Genomic DNA, 16,375 nt, shown 5'->3' with positions numbered 1-16,375 from the left:
GAATGTATAATCACTGAGAAGAAGCGAAATTTTAAACCTGAGGTTCAAATATGGAAAAATGGATTGTATTTGCAAAAAAAGCAGATTTTAATCAAATTGCAAAAAAATATAATATTAGTCCAATGTTGGCAAGAATTATAAGAAATAGGGATATAATAGAAGACAAAGATATTAAAGAGTATTTATATGGCGATATAAATGAACTCAATTCTCCATGGCTACTAAAAGATATGGAAAAGGCTGTTGAAATAATAAAAATTAAGATAAGCCAGCAAAATAAAATAAGAATAATATGCGATTATGACATTGATGGTATTTGCTCAGGGTATATTTTGCTTGATTCATTAGAAAAACTGGGGGCAAATGTCGATATTGTTGTACCACATAGAATTGAAGACGGATATGGAATTAACAAAGATTTAATAAAAAAAGCGTATGATGATGGAGTAGATACAATTTTAACTTGTGATAATGGAATTGCAGCATATGAGCAGGTTGAATATGCAAAATCACTTGGAATGACCATAGTGATAACAGACCATCATGAAGTACCGTTTGAAGAGAAAGACGGCACTAAGGAATATATTGTTCCAAATGCAGACGCAGTTGTTAATCCAAAACAGGCAGATTGTGAATATCCATTTAAAGAAATTTGTGGAGCGACAGTGGCTTATAAGCTGATTACAGCAATTGTAAATTCAATGGGCAGGGAAATGAGTTCAACAAATTATTTGCTTGAATATGTTGCAATAGCAACTATTGGAGATGTGGTTGAATTACAGAATGAAAATAGAATAATTGTAAAATATGGTCTGGATTTACTTAGAAAATCAAAAAATATAGGATTAAATGCACTTATAGATGCTTGCAAATTAAATAAAAATATAATTGATTCGTACCATATAGGATTTGTAATCGGACCGTGTTTAAATGCAAGTGGACGACTTGATACAGCACGAAAGGCAGTTGCTTTGTTAAGAGAAAAAAATCAGGATAAAGCAAAAGACATAGCCACAGAATTGGTTGAATTAAATGACGAAAGAAAAAATTTAACTGAAGAGGGAACAAAGAAAGCTATAGAACAGGCTGAAAATTATAAAGAAGATAAAGTACTTGTTATTTATTTGAAAGACTGTCATGAAAGTATAGCAGGAATAATAGCAGGAAGAATTAGGGAAAAATATAATAAGCCATGTTTCGTGCTTACTAAAACGGCGACTGAGGTTAAAGGCTCAGGTCGTTCGATAGAAGAATATGATATGTATAAGGAACTAAGTAGGATAAAGGAATTGTTTACGAAATTTGGTGGTCATAAATTGGCTGCCGGACTTTCTTTACCACTGGAAAATGTTGATATATTAAGAGAAAAGTTAAATCAACTTACAACTCTTACGGATGACGACTTGTGTTCAAAAGTATGGATTGATATGCAACTACCAATTCCTTATATAACTAAAGAATTTGTAAACGAATTAGAAAAGTTAAAGCCTTTTGGAAAAGGAAACGAAAAGCCGTGTTTTGCTGAAAAAAATCTTAAAGTGAAAAATTTGAAAATCTTAGGCAAAGAAGGGAATGTTATAAAACTAAGTTTAAGGGATGAAAATAATTATGAAATCCCGGGAATAATATTCTCAAGAACAAGTGAATTTATGGAATTTGTAACAAATAAATTTGGAAATGAAGAGGTTAAAAAGGCTTTGCGTGGAATGGATAATAATATAACAATAATGGCTGTATTTTATCCAAACATAAATGAATACAATGGAAATACACAATTACAACTTGTTATAAACAGATTTAGTTAAAAATATAAGTTTTTAATTGTTATAATTGAGAAAAATGTCAAAATAAGGCATAATATAGGGAATGAGAGTATTGAAAAAAATGAAAAATAGAAATAAAATTAGTTATCATAATATTGGAGGATAAATATGCGTAAAGTAGAAGATTACATAAGAAGTATACCGGATTTTCCTGAACCGGGAATTATTTTTAGAGATATTACAACAGTAATGCAGGATTCTGATGGATTTAAGCTTGCAATAGATTCAATGGAAGATACAATTAAGGATTTAGATTTTGATGTGATTGCGGGATTAGAGTCAAGAGGATTTATGTTTGGAACACCTATAGCATATAATATGGGAAAACCATTTGTGCCAATTAGAAAAAAGGGAAAACTTCCATGTGAAACAATTAGTGAAGAGTATAGTCTTGAATATGGAACAGCTGAAATAGAAATTCATACTGACGCAATTAAAAAAGGACAGAAGGTCGTTATTGTTGATGATCTTATTGCAACAGGAGGAACTGTAGAAGCTGCAATAAAGTTAATTGAAAGATTAGGTGGAGAAGTTGTAGCGTGTGTATTCCTTACAGAATTAGTGGATCTTAAAGGTAGAGACGTGTTAGAAGGATATAGAGTAGAATCTATAGTTAAATTTGATGGAAAATAAATAGATATTTACGAAAGATGATCAAGTTGTCACACAATTATGATTATTACATCCTTTGCTATAGTAAAATTTGTATGAAGAGAGGGAAAATATATGAGCGACGACATAAAGATGAATGAATTAAAAATTGAAAATCATGGTGTGATTCCCAAAGAAGAAGAACATACAACGCCTGAGGAACTTTACGAAAGACTAGTTGAAAAAATAAAAAAATATCATCCTTCAGCAGGTGATTTGAAAATAATTGAAAAAGCATATAATATGGCAAGAGAAGCTCATAAAGAGCAGAAAAGAAAATCAGGTGAACCTTATATTATTCACCCTCTTTGTACTGCAATTATATTAGCAGATTTAGAGCTTGATAAAGAATCAATAGTTGCAGGTTTGTTACACGATGTTATGGAAGATACAAGTGTTACAAAAGAGCAGATTACTAAGGAATTTAGTGAAGAAGTAGCAGATCTTGTTGATGGTGTTACAAAGATTACAAAATTAGACTATGATGTTGATAAGGTTGAAGAACAGGCAGAAAATTTACGTAAGATGTTTCTTGCTATGGCAAAAGATATCAGGGTAATTTTGATAAAATTAGCAGACAGACTTCATAATATGAGAACATTACAGTATATGAAGCCTGAAAAACAAAAAGAAAAATCAAGAGAAACTATGGATATTTATTCTCCAATAGCGGATAGACTTGGTATTTCTAAAATTAAAATTGAACTTGATGACCTGGCTTTAAGATATTTGGAACCGGAAAAATATCGTGAGATAGTTGATGGCGTACATGAAAGACTTGAGCATAGAGAAGATTTTATGAATGATTTGATTGCCCAGGTTAAAACATATATTGAAAAAGCAGGAATTAAGGCAACAATCGGTGGAAGAGTAAAGCATTATTTTAGTATTTATAAAAAGATGGTAAACCAGCAAAAAACACTTGATCAGATTTACGATGTATTTGCGGTACGAATTATTGTTGACACAGTAATGGAATGTTATGGTGCATTAGGTGTAATTCATGAAAAGTATACTCCTGTACCGGGAAGATTTAAGGATTATATTGCCATGCCAAAGCCGAATATGTATCAGTCATTACATACAACGCTTATCGGACCAAATGGACAGCCTTTTGAAATACAGATTCGTACTTATGACATGCATAGAACTGCTGAATATGGTATCGCAGCACACTGGAAATATAAAGAAAATATTACAGGTGAATATAATGAAGAACAGAAAATCAGCTGGTTAAGACAGATCCTTGAATGGCAGAGAGATTTGTCTGATAACAGAGAATTCTTAAGCCTCTTAAAAGATGATTTAAATATGTTTTCTGACAGCGTTTACTGTTTTACACCTAACGGCGATGTTAAAAATCTTCCGGCAGGCTCAACACCTATAGACTTTGCTTACAGCATTCATAGTGCAGTAGGTAATAAGATGGTAGGGGCAAGAGCAAATGGAAAAATGGTAAACATTGATTATAAGATTCAAAATGGTGACCGTGTAGAAATTGTTACATCTAATAACTCAACAGGCCCAAGTATGGATTGGTTGAAAATTGTAAAAAGTACACAGGCTAAGAACAAAATTAATCAATGGTTTAAGCAACAGAATAAAGAAGAAAATATTATTAAAGGTAAAGATTTAATAGATAAATACTGTAAAGCAAAAGCAATTGTTTTATCAGATATTATGAAACCTGAATTTACTGATAAGGTTCGTTTGAAATACGGATTTAAGGACTGGGATTCAGTAGTTGCATCTGTAGGCCATGGTGGATTAAAAGAAGGACAGATTGTAAATAAACTTCTTGATGAATATAACAAAGTTCATAAGACGATTGTAAGCGATAAAGATGTATTAGATTCAGTTGATGACAATAAGAACAATGGAATCAGAAAAACTACTTCAAAGAGTGGAGTTATTGTTGAAGGAATGAATGATGTGGCTGCAAGATTTTCTAAATGTTGTAGTCCGGTTCCGGGTGACGAAATTGTTGGATTTGTTACGAGAGGTCGAGGATTATCGATTCATAGAACAGATTGTACGAACATCATTAATTTGCCTGATATAGAAAGAGGCAGATTGATTGAAGCAAGCTGGGCTGAAGATGAAACAAAACAGACAGGAAAATATAATTCTGAAATTACTATTTATGCTAATAACAGAATTGGTATTTTAGCAGATTTATCAAAAGTATTTACTGAAAGAAAAATTGATGTTTTAAGCATAAACAGTAGAACAAGCAAGTCAGGAGTTGCTACAATATCAATGACTTTCCAGATTCAGGGAACAGATGAATTAAGAGAACTTATTGCAAAAATAAGAACAATTGACAGCATCATTGATATTGAAAGAACTACAGGCTGATGTAATAAAAATGGGAGAAGTTAAATGGCAGAGTTAGAAATAAAATGTTTGACAGTTAGCAGTTGCTATACAAATTGTTATGTATGCTGCAACAAGGATACAAAAGAAGGATTCATTGTGGACCCGGGTGATGATTTTGTTAAAATAACAAATTATATTAATTCAATGGATATGAAAGTGGTTGCAATCATCCTTACACATGGTCATTTTGACCATATCGGAGCAGTAGACAAGCTTAAAGAAAGATATGATTTAACAGTATATGCTTCTGAGGCAGAAAAGGACACAATAACAGATACTACAAAAAATCTTACAAGTTATTTCGGAGAACCATTTACAGTTACTCCAGATGTTTATTTAAAAGATGGACAGGAAATTGAAATAGCAGGAATTTTGATGAATATGATATTAACACCCGGTCATACAGAGGGAAGCTGCTGTTATTATTTGCCAAATCATGGCTTGTTATTTAGCGGAGATACATTATTTCAGGCAAGCCGTGGAAGAACGGATTTTCCGGGTGGAAGTGATAGCCAGATTATTAATTCCATTAAAACAAAATTATTAGTACTTCCTGACGAAACTGTTGTTTTACCGGGACATATGGATAGTACAAAAATTGAATTTGAAAAAGGATTTTACAGATGATAGATATACAGATTATGCCTGAACAGTTTGCATATGATGTGCAGTCATTAGTTAAAGCCTTTTATTCAGAACATGATTTTAAAGTAAACCAGGTTGTAGATAATTCTTATAGGATTGTTAAGGTTTATTTTGAAAATGAAATAAGATTTGAACTATATGATAATGATAAAAAGCTTTTTGAAGGATATGAAAAATGCGACTTTTCAAATAGAAAAGAGACAAAGAATATTCTTAAAAAGCTTTTATATCGTGGAATGCAAATTGATACAGGAAAAGAATTGCCGTGGGGAGATTTGACGGGAATCAGACCTGCAAAAATTCCGGCACTTCTTTATGAAGAAGGAAAAAAAGAAGAAGAAATCAGAAGATATATGAAAGAAACGTATATGATTTCTGATGAAAAATTAGATTTGGCAATGTATATTGCAAAAAGAGAACATGAAATTTTAAAGGATATAAATTATAAACAGGGTTATAGCCTTTATATTGGTATTCCATTTTGCCCAACAAGATGTCTTTATTGCTCGTTTACATCATATCCTGTTTCATTTTACAAAGATAAAACAGATACATATGTTGATGCATTGATAAAAGAAATAGAATATGTAGGAAGCAGATTAAAAGACAGGGAACTTAATAGTGTTTATATTGGTGGGGGAACACCCACAACACTAGAGCCTTATCAGCTTGATAAATTAATTACAGCATTAAAAGATAATTTTGATTTTTCAACTGTTAAGGAGTTTACGGTTGAAGCGGGACGACCTGATAGTATTACATCAGATAAACTAGATATGTTAAAAAAACATAATGTATCAAGAATATCAATTAACCCACAAACAATGAATCAGGAAACTTTAGATATAATTGGAAGAAGACATACTGTAGAGCAGGTTATTAAAGCCTTTAATCTTGCAAGAGAAAAAGGCTTTGATAATATAAATATGGACTTTATAATAGGACTTCCTAATGAGACGGTAGATATGGTTAGACATTCAATGGAGGAGACGAAAAAACTTAATCCGGAAAGTCTTACAGTACATTCATTAGCAGTAAAAAGAGCAGCCAGACTTAATACTGAAAAAGAAAAATATCAGGATTATACTTATGAAAATAATTCTAAATTAATGAATATTACAATGGATTACTCAAAAGAAATGAATATGAAACCGTATTATTTATATAGACAAAAGAATATGGCTGGAAATCAGGAAAATGTCGGATATTCAGTTTATGGCAAAGAATGCCTGTATAATATTTTGATGATGGGAGACAGACAGGATGTTTTTGCACTTGGAGCGGGCGGCACAACGAAAATTATGTCAGAAGACAGATTAAGTGCAAAAAGAATAGATAATGTAAAGAATGTAGACCAATATATTGATAGAATTGATGAAATGATTGCTAGAAAAAAAGAATACTTTGACAAATTATAAATAAAAGGTTGAGTATTTCACAAAAAGAGTGTAAAATTTTATAGTTAAATCAGTGTTAAATAGAGGAGAAATAAGATGGCCTTAAGTAAAAAACCGGTTACCGGAATGAAAGAAATTCTTCCGGAGGAAATGAAGATAAGAAACTACGTAATGGACGTAATTAAAGAAACATATAGTGCTTTTGGATTTACTCAGATAGAAACACCTTGTGTTGAAAATATTGCTAACTTAAGTAACAAGCAGGGTGGAGAAAATGAAAAGCTGATTTTTAAGATTTTAAAAAGAGGAGAAAAATTAAATCTTGAAACAGCACAGACAGAAATGGATGTTGTTGATAATGGTTTGAGATATGATTTGACAGTACCTCTTGTTAGATTTTATTCAAATAATGCAAATAATCTTCCTTCACCATTTAAGGCACTCCAGATGGGCAATGTATGGAGAGCTGACAGACCACAGAGAGGAAGATATCGTCAGTTTATGCAGTGCGATATTGATATATTAGGTGAACCAAGTAATCTTGCAGAAATCGAACTTATTCTTGCAACAACAACAACGCTTGGCAAACTTGGATTCAAGAATTTCCAGATTCGTATTAACGAAAGAAGAATCTTAAAGGCAATGGCTGCATATAGTGGATTCCCGGAAGAAAGTTATGATAGTGTATTTATCATTCTTGATAAGATGGATAAGATTGGACTTGAAGGTGTAAAAGAAGAACTTATTAAGTATGATTTTGATGAAGAATCAGTAGAAAAATACACAAATTTATTCAAAGAAATTGAAAACAAAGAAAATCCGGTTACTTATTTAGCAGAAAAATTAGACGGATTTATGGACGATGACGTAAAGCAGTGGATGGAAGAAATTATTGATAGTGTAAGAGCTACTAAAGCTTCAGAATTTGAAATAGTATTTGATCCAACATTGGTTAGAGGAATGTCATATTATACAGGAACAATATTTGAAATTGCAATCCCTGAATTTGGCGGAAGCTGCGGTGGCGGTGGACGTTACGATAAGATGGTTGGTAATTTTACAGGAAGAGATGTTCCTGCGTGTGGATTTTCTATTGGATTTGAAAGAATCGTTTTATTGTTAATGGAACAGGGATTTAAAGTTCCAACAGAGAATAAGAAGGTAGCTTATTTAATAGAAAAAGGTGTTAATGGTGAAAGATTATGTGAAGTAATCGCTAAAGCACAGGAAGAAAGAAAAACAGGAAATCAGGTTCTTGTTGCAAGAATGAATAAGAACAAAAAATTCCAGAAGAGTCAGTTAGAAGAACAGGGATATAATGAATTTAAAGAATTTTATAAAAATCCTTTAGCATAAAGAAAAATAGGAGGAGAGTCATGGCAGAATCAATGCAGGGACTTCATAGAAGTCACAGATGTACAGAAGTATCAAACAAAAATATTGGTGAAACAGTTACAGTTATGGGCTGGGTTCAGAAGAAAAGAAATTTAGGAAGTCTTATTTTCGTAGATTTAAGAGACCGTTCAGGTCTTCTTCAGCTTGTATTTGATGATAATGACAAAGAAGTATTTGAAAAAGCAGGAAAATTAAGAAACGAATTCGTAATTGCTGCTGTAGGAACTGTAAATAAGAGAGCAGGTTCAGTTAATGAATCTATGGAAACAGGTGATATTGAAATAAATGTTACAAGTTTAAGAATTTTATCTGAATCAGAGACACCCCCAATTCCGGTAGATGATGATGCAAATACAAAAGATGAATTAAGACTTAAATATAGATATCTTGATTTAAGAAAACCTCATTTACAGAAAAATCTTAAGTTAAGATCAGATGTAACAACATTTGTTAGAAAGTTTATGGCAAATGAAGGATTTCTTGAAATTGAGACACCTATTCTTAACAGAAGTACACCAGAAGGTGCGAGAGATTACTTAGTGCCTAGCCGTGTTCATCCGGGAACATTTTATGCACTTCCTCAGTCACCACAGGTATTAAAACAGCTTCTTATGTGTTCAGGATGTGATAGATATTTTCAGGTAGCAAAATGCTTTAGAGATGAAGATTTAAGAGCAGACAGGCAGCCTGAATTTACACAGCTTGATATGGAATTATCATTTGTTGATGTAGATGATATTTTAGATGTTAATGAAAGAATGCTTCAGGCATTATGGAAAGAAGTATTAGGAGTAGATGTTACATTGCCACTTCCAAGAATGACATGGCAGGAAGCAATGGACAGATACGGTTCAGATAAGCCTGATACACGTTTTGGAATGGAACTTATCAATGTTACTGACGTTGTTAAGGATTGCGGATTTGGTGTATTTTCAGGAGCAGTAGCAAATGGTGGAACTGTTCGTGGTTTAAATGCTAAAGGACAGGGTGAAATGGCAAGAAAGAAAATTGATGCCCTTGTTGAATTTGTAAAGACTTATGGCGCAAAAGGTCTTGCCTATATTGCAATGCATGAAGATGGAACAATTAAATCTTCATTTGCTAAATTTATGACAGAAGAAGAAATGAATAATCTTATTGCCGCTATGGGTGGAGAACCTGGAGATTTATTGTTATTTGCTGCAGATAAGAATAAAGTTGTATGGGATTCTCTTGGAGCATTAAGACTTGAACTTGCAAAACAGATGGATATAATTCCTGAAGGAAAATGGAACTTCTTATGGATTACAGAATTTCCACAGTTTGAATGGTCAGATGAACAGGGAAGATTCCTTGCAATGCATCATCCATTTACAATGCCTATGGAAGAAGATATTCAGTATTTGATTTCTGATCCGGGACGTGTTCGTGCGAAAGCTTATGATATTGTATTAAATGGTACAGAATTAGGTGGCGGTAGTGTGAGAATTCATCAGGCAGATGTACAGGCTAAGATGTTTGAAGCACTTGGATTTACACCTGAACAGGCAAATGAAAAATTTGGTTTCTTATTGACTGCATTTAAATACGGTGTACCTCCACACGCAGGACTTGCTTATGGATTAGACAGACTTGTAATGCATATGGCAGGAGAAGATAATATTCGTGAAGTTATCGCTTTCCCTAAAGTAAAAGATGCATCATGTCTTATGACAGATGCACCAAATGTAGTTGATGATGTTCAGTTACAGGAACTTCAGATTAAATTAGATTTGAAAGAAAAAGAACAGTAAGAATTAATGTTATAGTGTTTAATTATACTGATGTCTTTTGAATATTAATTTGAATTTTTATAAGAAAGTATATTAGAATTCAATTATTCCTAAAATATACAGAATGATAATAACATTTATAATAAAACAAACAGGCACTCCAATAATGAATTTGGGGTGCTTTGTTTTATGCCTGAAAAACTGCATTCCAAGAAATGCACCCACCGAGCCACCAATAAATGCAGAAAAAATTAAAGTGTTTTCACTTATTCTAAATTTATGCTTTATAGCCTTCTGTTTATCAATTCTATAAAGAATAAATGCTGAAATATTTATTATCAATAAATACAAAATAAGTAATTCATATTTCATAGGTATCTCACTTTCTGTAAATAAATATTAATAGTTGCAGCGAAGCTTTCTTACTTCGTCTTGAAGTTTTCCGGTATAATCAGACAATTCATTGTATTGATTAGTGATATTAGTCTGAATTTCTTTTAAATTTTCAATTTCTGAATCTTTATCATCTAATATTTGGTTGAAATAAGCCTGTAATTTTTCTAATTCCTCATTGTGTTGTTTTGTCATTTTAGATTTTGAGTCCGGATTAGAAGAATTATACTGTTTAGATGATAAATTTACAATAGAATAATCAGAATTAATACTGTATATATCAAAATCCTGTGAAGAATAAAATACAAATAAATATATTAAAGAATCATATGAAAATACATTAAAATGAGAAATTATTTTGTCTGATTTTAGTAATGTAAAATCTTTTGCATATGTAGAAAATCTACTTAATCTTATGGAAAAATGACTGTCTTTTAAATTATGACTACAATAGAAAATATTGAGGAAGTTATAAAATTCTACAAATTTAAAATTAGTATTTTCAGTAGCCTGGCTTTGCGGATTCCCTTCAATGATATAATCTTCACGTATATTAAGATTTTCCATTGAAGAAATAACAGCCTGATTGCTTAATGATATTTAATAAACGAGTTTTAATTCAGAACAAATATCAAAATCAGACTCTACATCAGTAAAAATAATTCCGTGATTTCGGATTCTTCCTGAATTAATTGAGTACATAGTAACTTTTTCATTTTCTAAATAAAATATAACCGGTTGTCCGGATTCTAATTGTGTAATTTTATACATACAAATACTCCTTTTAATATCTTTTAAATCACTATTGTGGGAGATGAAATAACTATAAGAAAGAGCATTTGTCACCGCCGGTTCAAATTGACAGATATATTTTGATTAGGACTAAAAGTCCTAATAGCAAAATATATTTGGAAATTTAGAACTGCTGCGAGTGACAAGCAGCGAGAGCGTTCTTTCAATAGTTATTTCATCTCCCACAATTATGTAATAAAATATATTCTTGAAAATGAACATTATGAATATTTTGGCATAAAATAAAGTAAACAAAATATGGAGATACAATATGTCAGAGTACAAGGTGATGGATTGCGATGAGTGCTGTAACTGTTGTAAAAGAGAGTGTGATGTTTGCATCAGACCATCTTGCGGGGAGCCGGAAGAATTATCTGTGTTTGCTCCTATAATATATGATGAAGTAGGAATTAACCTCTGTAGAACGATAACTATTCCGCAGAATATTTTGACTCAATATCCTACAACAAGTTATGTTCAATTATTAGTTGCAAATATAAAAATATACTCAGGAAAAGGATTTTTAACAGGAGAAGAAGAAAATATTGAGTATACAGAAGAAGAACAGCAGGAGATGGGAAATCCACCTGTATTTTCAACTGTAACTACAATACCGGGAAGAGCAAATTGCTTAAGGGTAAAATTAACGGATTTAAGAGTTGTGTTTAATGTAAGATTATTTGACAGTTGCAAAAAATATCTTGCTACAGTACCACTAGAGGCTGTATATCTTCCAGCTGTAGGAACTACGAATTACGATCCTGATACAAATCCAAGGAGTGTAACAGTAGATATGTATGCACCGTATGGAGCATCCTCTGTTTATAATAATTATAATGAATATTTTATTAATTATGTAGGATTTAATATGTATTATAATACAGTGGAAAATGGAATTAATATGAATGCAGTTGCTAAAGTTATGGAGTTTGATCCGGCAACAGGTACAATGTCAGCAGGCATAACATTATATTTGAGAACTGTATACTATGAAGCATATAAATTTAATACAATTGGAAAAACTATACCACCTAAAATGAATACACATGAAGCTGAAAGTAATCCATGTCTAAAATTTGTAGAGGGTGATTTGCTACTTCAGAATGTTAAACCATTAGAATTAGAGCCACCTAAATGTGAAGGAAAAAAGAAGGCAGAATGTAAAGAAAGAAATGAAATAAATCAATGCATAAAAAAAATCCTAAATAATTGCTACAGCGAAAGCGAGGATGAAGAAGCAGGTCAGTAGCGTTCAATGGATTGTTTATTAAAATACCCATAGTTGAAAACTAATGGAACTGCTAAGACAAACCAAAATTTGATGTTAGTAATGAAACTGTGGGTATTTTTGTAATTAAAAATAAATAAACAGGAAAGATAACTATTAACATTAAACTTTACATTTGTTAGTTAAAAAAATAACAATTTTTTAAAAATGGTTTTAAATTTGGCTTTAATGTGATAAAGTGTTATTAGTTCGACAAAATTAGGAGGTAAGATTATGTTTACATTTGAAGAAGTACAGAAAGTTGATCCGGAAGTTGCAGCAGCTATTGCTCAGGAAAATGACAGACAGCAGAGCCATTTGGAGCTTATTGCATCTGAAAATATTGTTAGTAAAGCAGTTATGGCAGCAATGGGTAGTCAGCTTACAAATAAATACGCAGAAGGATACCCGGGAAAAAGATATTATGGTGGATGCGAGTATGTTGATATCGTAGAAACACTTGCAATTGAAAGAGCAAAGAAGTTATTTGGATGTACATATGCTAATGTTCAGCCACATTCAGGAGCACAGGCTAACTTTGCAGTATTCTTTGCACTTGTAAAACCGGGCGATACAGTAATGGGAATGAGTCTTGATGCAGGCGGACATTTAACACATGGAAGTAAGGTTAATGTATCAGGAACATATTTTAATATTGTTCCTTACGGTGTAAATGACGAAGGCTACATAGATTATGATGAAGTATTAAAGATTGCTAAGGAAGCAAAGCCAAAGCTTATTGTTGCAGGTGCAAGTGCTTACCCAAGAGCAATTGATTTTAAGAAATTTAGAGAAATTGCAGATGAAGTAGGTGCATATTTAATGGTAGATATGGCACACATCGCAGGTCTAGTTGCAGGTGGACAACATATGAGCCCAATTCCATATGCTCATGTAACAACAACTACAACTCATAAGACACTTCGTGGACCAAGAGGTGGATTAATTTTATCAAGTGAAGAATTTGCTACAGAACATAAATTAAATAAGGCAATTTTCCCAGGAATTCAGGGTGGCCCTTTAATGCATGTAATAGCAGGTAAGGCAGTATGTTTCAAGGAAGCATTAGACCCATCATTTAAAGAATATGCTAAGAACATTGTTGATAATGCATCAGCTTTAGCTAATGGTTTAACAAGCAGAGGATTTGACCTTGTTTCAGGTGGTACAGATAATCATTTAATGCTTGTTGATTTAAGAAGCAAGAATATTACAGGTAAGGAATTTGAAATCGCATTAGATGCTGCAAATATTACATGTAACAAGAATGCAATACCAAATGACCCACAGAAACCTGGTATTACAAGTGGTGTACGTATTGGAACACCTGCAATTACAACAAGAGGCTTAGATACTTCAGATATGGATTTAGTTGCACAGGCAATGACTTTGATTGCAGACGATGCTAATGCAAATCAGGAAAAAGCAAAAGAAATTGTTAAAGGACTTACAGATAAGTATCCTTTATATAAATAATTTTTGCTTATAAATATTTAAGATTTATTAATAAATGTATTTTTATAATAAGTCTATGGTAGAATGATGCCATAGACTTATTTTTTTAGGAAAATGTATGGAGGTAACAAAAAATGAGAGTGATTGATTTAATATCAAAGGCAAAAGAATATCTGGTTGCAGGGATTGTTATAGTTGCCATATTAGCAATTATTATAGCTGTTGGTTATTTTATAGTGTATAAGAAGATTTTAAATGGCAAAAAGCAAATAAATAAGAATAGTGTAATATGGTTAATTATATTTGGAGTTTATTTAGCTGTTGTGTTGATGGCAACTATGCTTGATAGAATTTCAACAATGGGATTCAGAAAAAATATAATTCCTTTATTTTATTCTTATAAATCAGCATGGAATAATTTCTCGGCTATTGAATGGAGAAACATTATTCTAAACATTTGTATGTTTATTCCATTTGGTCTTTTGCTTCCGTTTGGAATTAAAAAGGCAAAATACTGGTGGGTTACATATGTCTGTGGGTTAATTTTTACAGTCTTAATTGAAAGTGTGCAGCTTATTACAGGAAGAGGCGTATTTGAATGTGACGATGTGTTCAACAATTTGTTAGGAGCAATGATTGGATATGGTTTTTATGTTTTAATAGCTTATATTTATGCATGCAATAAAGGAAATAAGAGTGGAATTAAAAAAGTAATATTTAGTTTTGTTCCTTTATTTGGCACGATTATAATGTTTGGTACAATATTTGGAATATATAATTCACAGGAATTTGGAAATTTGAACCTAAATTATATTACAAAAGCAAATGTAAAAAATGTATCGACAAATGAAAAGTTAAGCAATGAAAAAGCAACATATCCTGTTTATATGGTTGAAGGTACAAATAAAGAAAAATCGAAACAATTTGCCAAAGAATTTTTGGAAAATGTTGGAGATAAATTGGATGATTCTTTGACAGATTTGTATGACGAAACAGCTATTTATCATGGAGAAATAGGTAATGTATCTGTTGAATATATAGATGGTACATATACATATACGGATTTCAGTATATATTTTGATGATGAAGAAGAGGATGGAACGACAAAAACTGACTCGCAGGTAACGGAAGATAAACTTAGAGAAATGTTAAAAGATTATGGTGTTTATATTCCGGCAGGTTGTACATTTGAAAATAAAGGTGACGGAATATATTCTCTTAGTGCAGATAAAATTATTGAAGATGAAATTATGTATAATGGAACAATTGAAGCAACTTGCTATCAGGGAGATAAGATAGGAGATATAAATTATAATATAGTTAAATGTAAGAAGTTAAAAGATGTGAAATGTATTTCATTAAGGGATGCTTATGATATGATTAAAGAAGGAAAGTTTAATTATTATTCAAATGAAGAACTTGATGTTAAAGTAAAAAATGTGGGTGTAGATTATTTTACTGACACAAAAGGATATTATCAGCCGGTATATGTTTTTAATGTTGATATGAATGGTGAAGAAACCCAGATAGATATACCTGCACTTAAGAAGTAATGAATGTAATAAAACTTTATGAAGAGGTGACAAACATATGAAATCAAAATCAGAAAAGAGTATTGAACTATATTATATGTTGTTAAAGCGTGGATATCCGGAAGAATTTTGTGACCAAATCACAAAAAACTTAAACACTGATTGGACAGCACAGCGTATGATAGGTTATCTGTCGCATTATGATAAACTTCCGCTTGAGGAGATAGTAGATGAAATGTTGGCAATACTTAGCGATAGAAATAGAATTATGATGAAACATGATTTGGAAGAGTCTAATGCAAGATGGAATGATTACTTGAATAGATAGAGTCTTATTTGCTAATACTACAAACATGATGATCAGAAATTTTTTAAAGTGTGGAATAGCAGGTTGGTGTATGGAGGTCGTTTGGACGTCCATAATGGGAATAAAGAATCATGACAGAAAAATGATGGGAAAGACCTCAATATGGATGTTCCCAATATATGGACTAGGTGCAGTTATTAAACCGCTAAGTAGAAAAATTAGAAAATTTAATATGATATTTAGGGGATTTATTTATATGGCTGGAATTTACTTCGTGGAATTTATTTCGGGAACGATATTACAACGAAAGAACTGCTGCCCATGGAATTATAGCAAATGTAAATATAACATAAAGGGAGTTGTGCGCCTAGATTATGCACCTTTGTGGTTTATGGCAGGGCTTCTTTTAGAAAAAGTGGTAAATAAACAGGAAAAATAATAAAATCAAAAAATAAATGGGCAGATAGGATGAAACCTTGATGCCCATTTATTTACTAAAAAAAATTAATATAAACAATTATTTCGTTTAATTTTATAAGACTTATTAAATAAAATTTATCAAAATAAATTTGTATAAAAAACTAATTT

General features: G+C 31.7%; 15 protein-coding genes. 12 read left to right on the top strand and 3 right to left on the bottom strand.

Going from position 1 to position 16,375, the window contains the following annotated elements; translation table 11 throughout:
- The first annotated feature begins 50 nt into the window (after positions 1-50).
- From recJ to aspS, 7 genes are all read left to right on the top strand, one after another.
- The gene (recJ, locus tag ABMA45_RS01740; RefSeq protein WP_022088159.1) at positions 51-1,805 is read left to right on the top strand and encodes a single-stranded-DNA-specific exonuclease RecJ; all 1,755 of its coding nucleotides are present in this window, start codon (positions 51-53) and stop codon (positions 1,803-1,805) included.
- A gap of 126 nt (positions 1,806-1,931) precedes the next feature.
- Positions 1,932-2,456 carry an adenine phosphoribosyltransferase gene (locus ABMA45_RS01735; RefSeq protein WP_022088158.1) on the top strand — a complete coding sequence of 175 codons (525 nt, stop codon included), beginning with the start codon at positions 1,932-1,934 and terminating at the stop codon, positions 2,454-2,456.
- Positions 2,457-2,567: 111 nt separating this feature from the next.
- A complete protein-coding gene (locus ABMA45_RS01730; RefSeq protein WP_118565159.1) occupies positions 2,568-4,832 on the top strand; it encodes a RelA/SpoT family protein in 2,265 nt (754 codons plus the stop codon).
- A gap of 24 nt (positions 4,833-4,856) precedes the next feature.
- Positions 4,857-5,480: an MBL fold metallo-hydrolase gene (locus ABMA45_RS01725; RefSeq protein WP_022088156.1), complete on the top strand. Its 624-nt coding sequence runs from the start codon at positions 4,857-4,859 to the stop codon at positions 5,478-5,480.
- Positions 5,477-6,916 carry a coproporphyrinogen dehydrogenase HemZ gene (gene hemZ / locus ABMA45_RS01720; protein WP_022088155.1) on the top strand — a complete coding sequence of 480 codons (1,440 nt, stop codon included), beginning with the start codon at positions 5,477-5,479 and terminating at the stop codon, positions 6,914-6,916. Before ABMA45_RS01725 ends, hemZ begins: the two co-directional genes overlap by 4 nt.
- A gap of 75 nt (positions 6,917-6,991) precedes the next feature.
- Entirely contained in the window at positions 6,992-8,251 is a 1,260-nt protein-coding gene (gene hisS, locus ABMA45_RS01715) for a histidine--tRNA ligase (RefSeq protein ID WP_022088154.1), read from the top strand.
- A gap of 20 nt (positions 8,252-8,271) precedes the next feature.
- The gene (gene aspS / locus ABMA45_RS01710) at positions 8,272-10,062 is read left to right on the top strand and encodes an aspartate--tRNA ligase (RefSeq protein ID WP_022088153.1); all 1,791 of its coding nucleotides are present in this window, start codon (positions 8,272-8,274) and stop codon (positions 10,060-10,062) included.
- 72 nt (positions 10,063-10,134) lie between these two features.
- Here aspS and ABMA45_RS01705 read toward each other — a convergent pair whose 3' ends face one another.
- From ABMA45_RS01705 to ABMA45_RS01695, 3 genes are read right to left on the bottom strand one after another with little or no spacing between them, the layout of a single operon-like run.
- Positions 10,135-10,413 carry a DUF1294 domain-containing protein gene (locus ABMA45_RS01705; RefSeq protein WP_022088152.1) on the bottom strand — a complete coding sequence of 93 codons (279 nt, stop codon included), beginning with the start codon at positions 10,411-10,413 and terminating at the stop codon, positions 10,135-10,137.
- A 27-nt stretch (positions 10,414-10,440) separates the two neighbouring features.
- Positions 10,441-11,001, bottom strand: a complete 561-nt coding sequence (locus tag ABMA45_RS01700; RefSeq protein ID WP_022088151.1) for a hypothetical protein — start codon at positions 10,999-11,001, stop codon at positions 10,441-10,443.
- Positions 11,002-11,034: 33 nt separating this feature from the next.
- Entirely contained in the window at positions 11,035-11,205 is a 171-nt protein-coding gene (locus ABMA45_RS01695) for a hypothetical protein (RefSeq protein ID WP_022088150.1), read from the bottom strand.
- A 292-nt stretch (positions 11,206-11,497) separates the two neighbouring features.
- Between ABMA45_RS01695 and ABMA45_RS01690 the strand changes: the two genes are divergently transcribed.
- The 5 genes from ABMA45_RS01690 (at position 11,498) to ABMA45_RS01670 (ending at position 16,226) form a co-directional block, all read left to right on the top strand.
- Complete coding sequence (locus tag ABMA45_RS01690; RefSeq protein ID WP_022088149.1) at positions 11,498-12,475, top strand: hypothetical protein; 978 nt, start codon at positions 11,498-11,500, stop codon at positions 12,473-12,475.
- 252 nt (positions 12,476-12,727) lie between these two features.
- On the top strand, positions 12,728-13,969 hold the full coding sequence (glyA, locus tag ABMA45_RS01685) for a serine hydroxymethyltransferase (protein ID WP_022088148.1): 1,242 nt from the start codon (positions 12,728-12,730) through the stop codon (positions 13,967-13,969).
- Between the two features lie 113 nt (positions 13,970-14,082).
- A complete protein-coding gene (locus ABMA45_RS01680; RefSeq protein WP_022088147.1) occupies positions 14,083-15,501 on the top strand; it encodes a VanZ family protein in 1,419 nt (472 codons plus the stop codon).
- Between the two features lie 37 nt (positions 15,502-15,538).
- Positions 15,539-15,808 carry a hypothetical protein gene (locus tag ABMA45_RS01675; RefSeq protein ID WP_022088146.1) on the top strand — a complete coding sequence of 90 codons (270 nt, stop codon included), beginning with the start codon at positions 15,539-15,541 and terminating at the stop codon, positions 15,806-15,808.
- 25 nt (positions 15,809-15,833) lie between these two features.
- Positions 15,834-16,226 (top strand): putative ABC transporter permease, encoded by a 393-nt coding sequence (locus ABMA45_RS01670; RefSeq protein WP_117909243.1) that lies wholly within the window; start codon positions 15,834-15,836, stop codon positions 16,224-16,226.
- Positions 16,227-16,375 lie beyond the last annotated feature (149 nt).

The sequence above is a fragment of the Eubacterium sp. CAG:156 genome (assembly GCF_000434315.1).
In the GTDB taxonomy this organism is placed as follows: domain Bacteria; phylum Bacillota; class Clostridia; order Lachnospirales; family Lachnospiraceae; genus Eubacterium_U; species Eubacterium_U album.
Note: the sequence above shows the minus strand (reverse complement) of the source record. Positions and strands in the feature narration are given on the sequence as shown.

Bases quoted from the DNA above. Each gene is read 5' to 3' on its own strand.
- recJ (WP_022088159.1), top strand. From the start codon at position 51: ATGGAAAAATGGATTGTATTTGCAAAAAAAGCAGATTTTAATCAAATT.
- ABMA45_RS01675 (WP_022088146.1), top strand. From the start codon at position 15,539: ATGAAATCAAAATCAGAAAAGAGTATTGAACTATATTATATGTTGTTA.
- hisS (WP_022088154.1), top strand. From the start codon at position 6,992: ATGGCCTTAAGTAAAAAACCGGTTACCGGAATGAAAGAAATTCTTCCG.
- ABMA45_RS01695 (WP_022088150.1), bottom strand. From the start codon at position 11,205: ATGTATAAAATTACACAATTAGAATCCGGACAACCGGTTATATTTTAT.
- ABMA45_RS01700 (WP_022088151.1), bottom strand. From the start codon at position 11,001: ATGGAAAATCTTAATATACGTGAAGATTATATCATTGAAGGGAATCCG.
- ABMA45_RS01690 (WP_022088149.1), top strand. From the start codon at position 11,498: ATGTCAGAGTACAAGGTGATGGATTGCGATGAGTGCTGTAACTGTTGT.
- ABMA45_RS01730 (WP_118565159.1), top strand. From the start codon at position 2,568: ATGAATGAATTAAAAATTGAAAATCATGGTGTGATTCCCAAAGAAGAA.
- ABMA45_RS01725 (WP_022088156.1), top strand. From the start codon at position 4,857: ATGGCAGAGTTAGAAATAAAATGTTTGACAGTTAGCAGTTGCTATACA.
- ABMA45_RS01670 (WP_117909243.1), top strand. From the start codon at position 15,834: ATGATGATCAGAAATTTTTTAAAGTGTGGAATAGCAGGTTGGTGTATG.
- ABMA45_RS01705 (WP_022088152.1), bottom strand. From the start codon at position 10,413: ATGAAATATGAATTACTTATTTTGTATTTATTGATAATAAATATTTCA.
- ABMA45_RS01680 (WP_022088147.1), top strand. From the start codon at position 14,083: ATGAGAGTGATTGATTTAATATCAAAGGCAAAAGAATATCTGGTTGCA.
- hemZ (WP_022088155.1), top strand. From the start codon at position 5,477: ATGATAGATATACAGATTATGCCTGAACAGTTTGCATATGATGTGCAG.
- ABMA45_RS01735 (WP_022088158.1), top strand. From the start codon at position 1,932: ATGCGTAAAGTAGAAGATTACATAAGAAGTATACCGGATTTTCCTGAA.
- aspS (WP_022088153.1), top strand. From the start codon at position 8,272: ATGGCAGAATCAATGCAGGGACTTCATAGAAGTCACAGATGTACAGAA.
- glyA (WP_022088148.1), top strand. From the start codon at position 12,728: ATGTTTACATTTGAAGAAGTACAGAAAGTTGATCCGGAAGTTGCAGCA.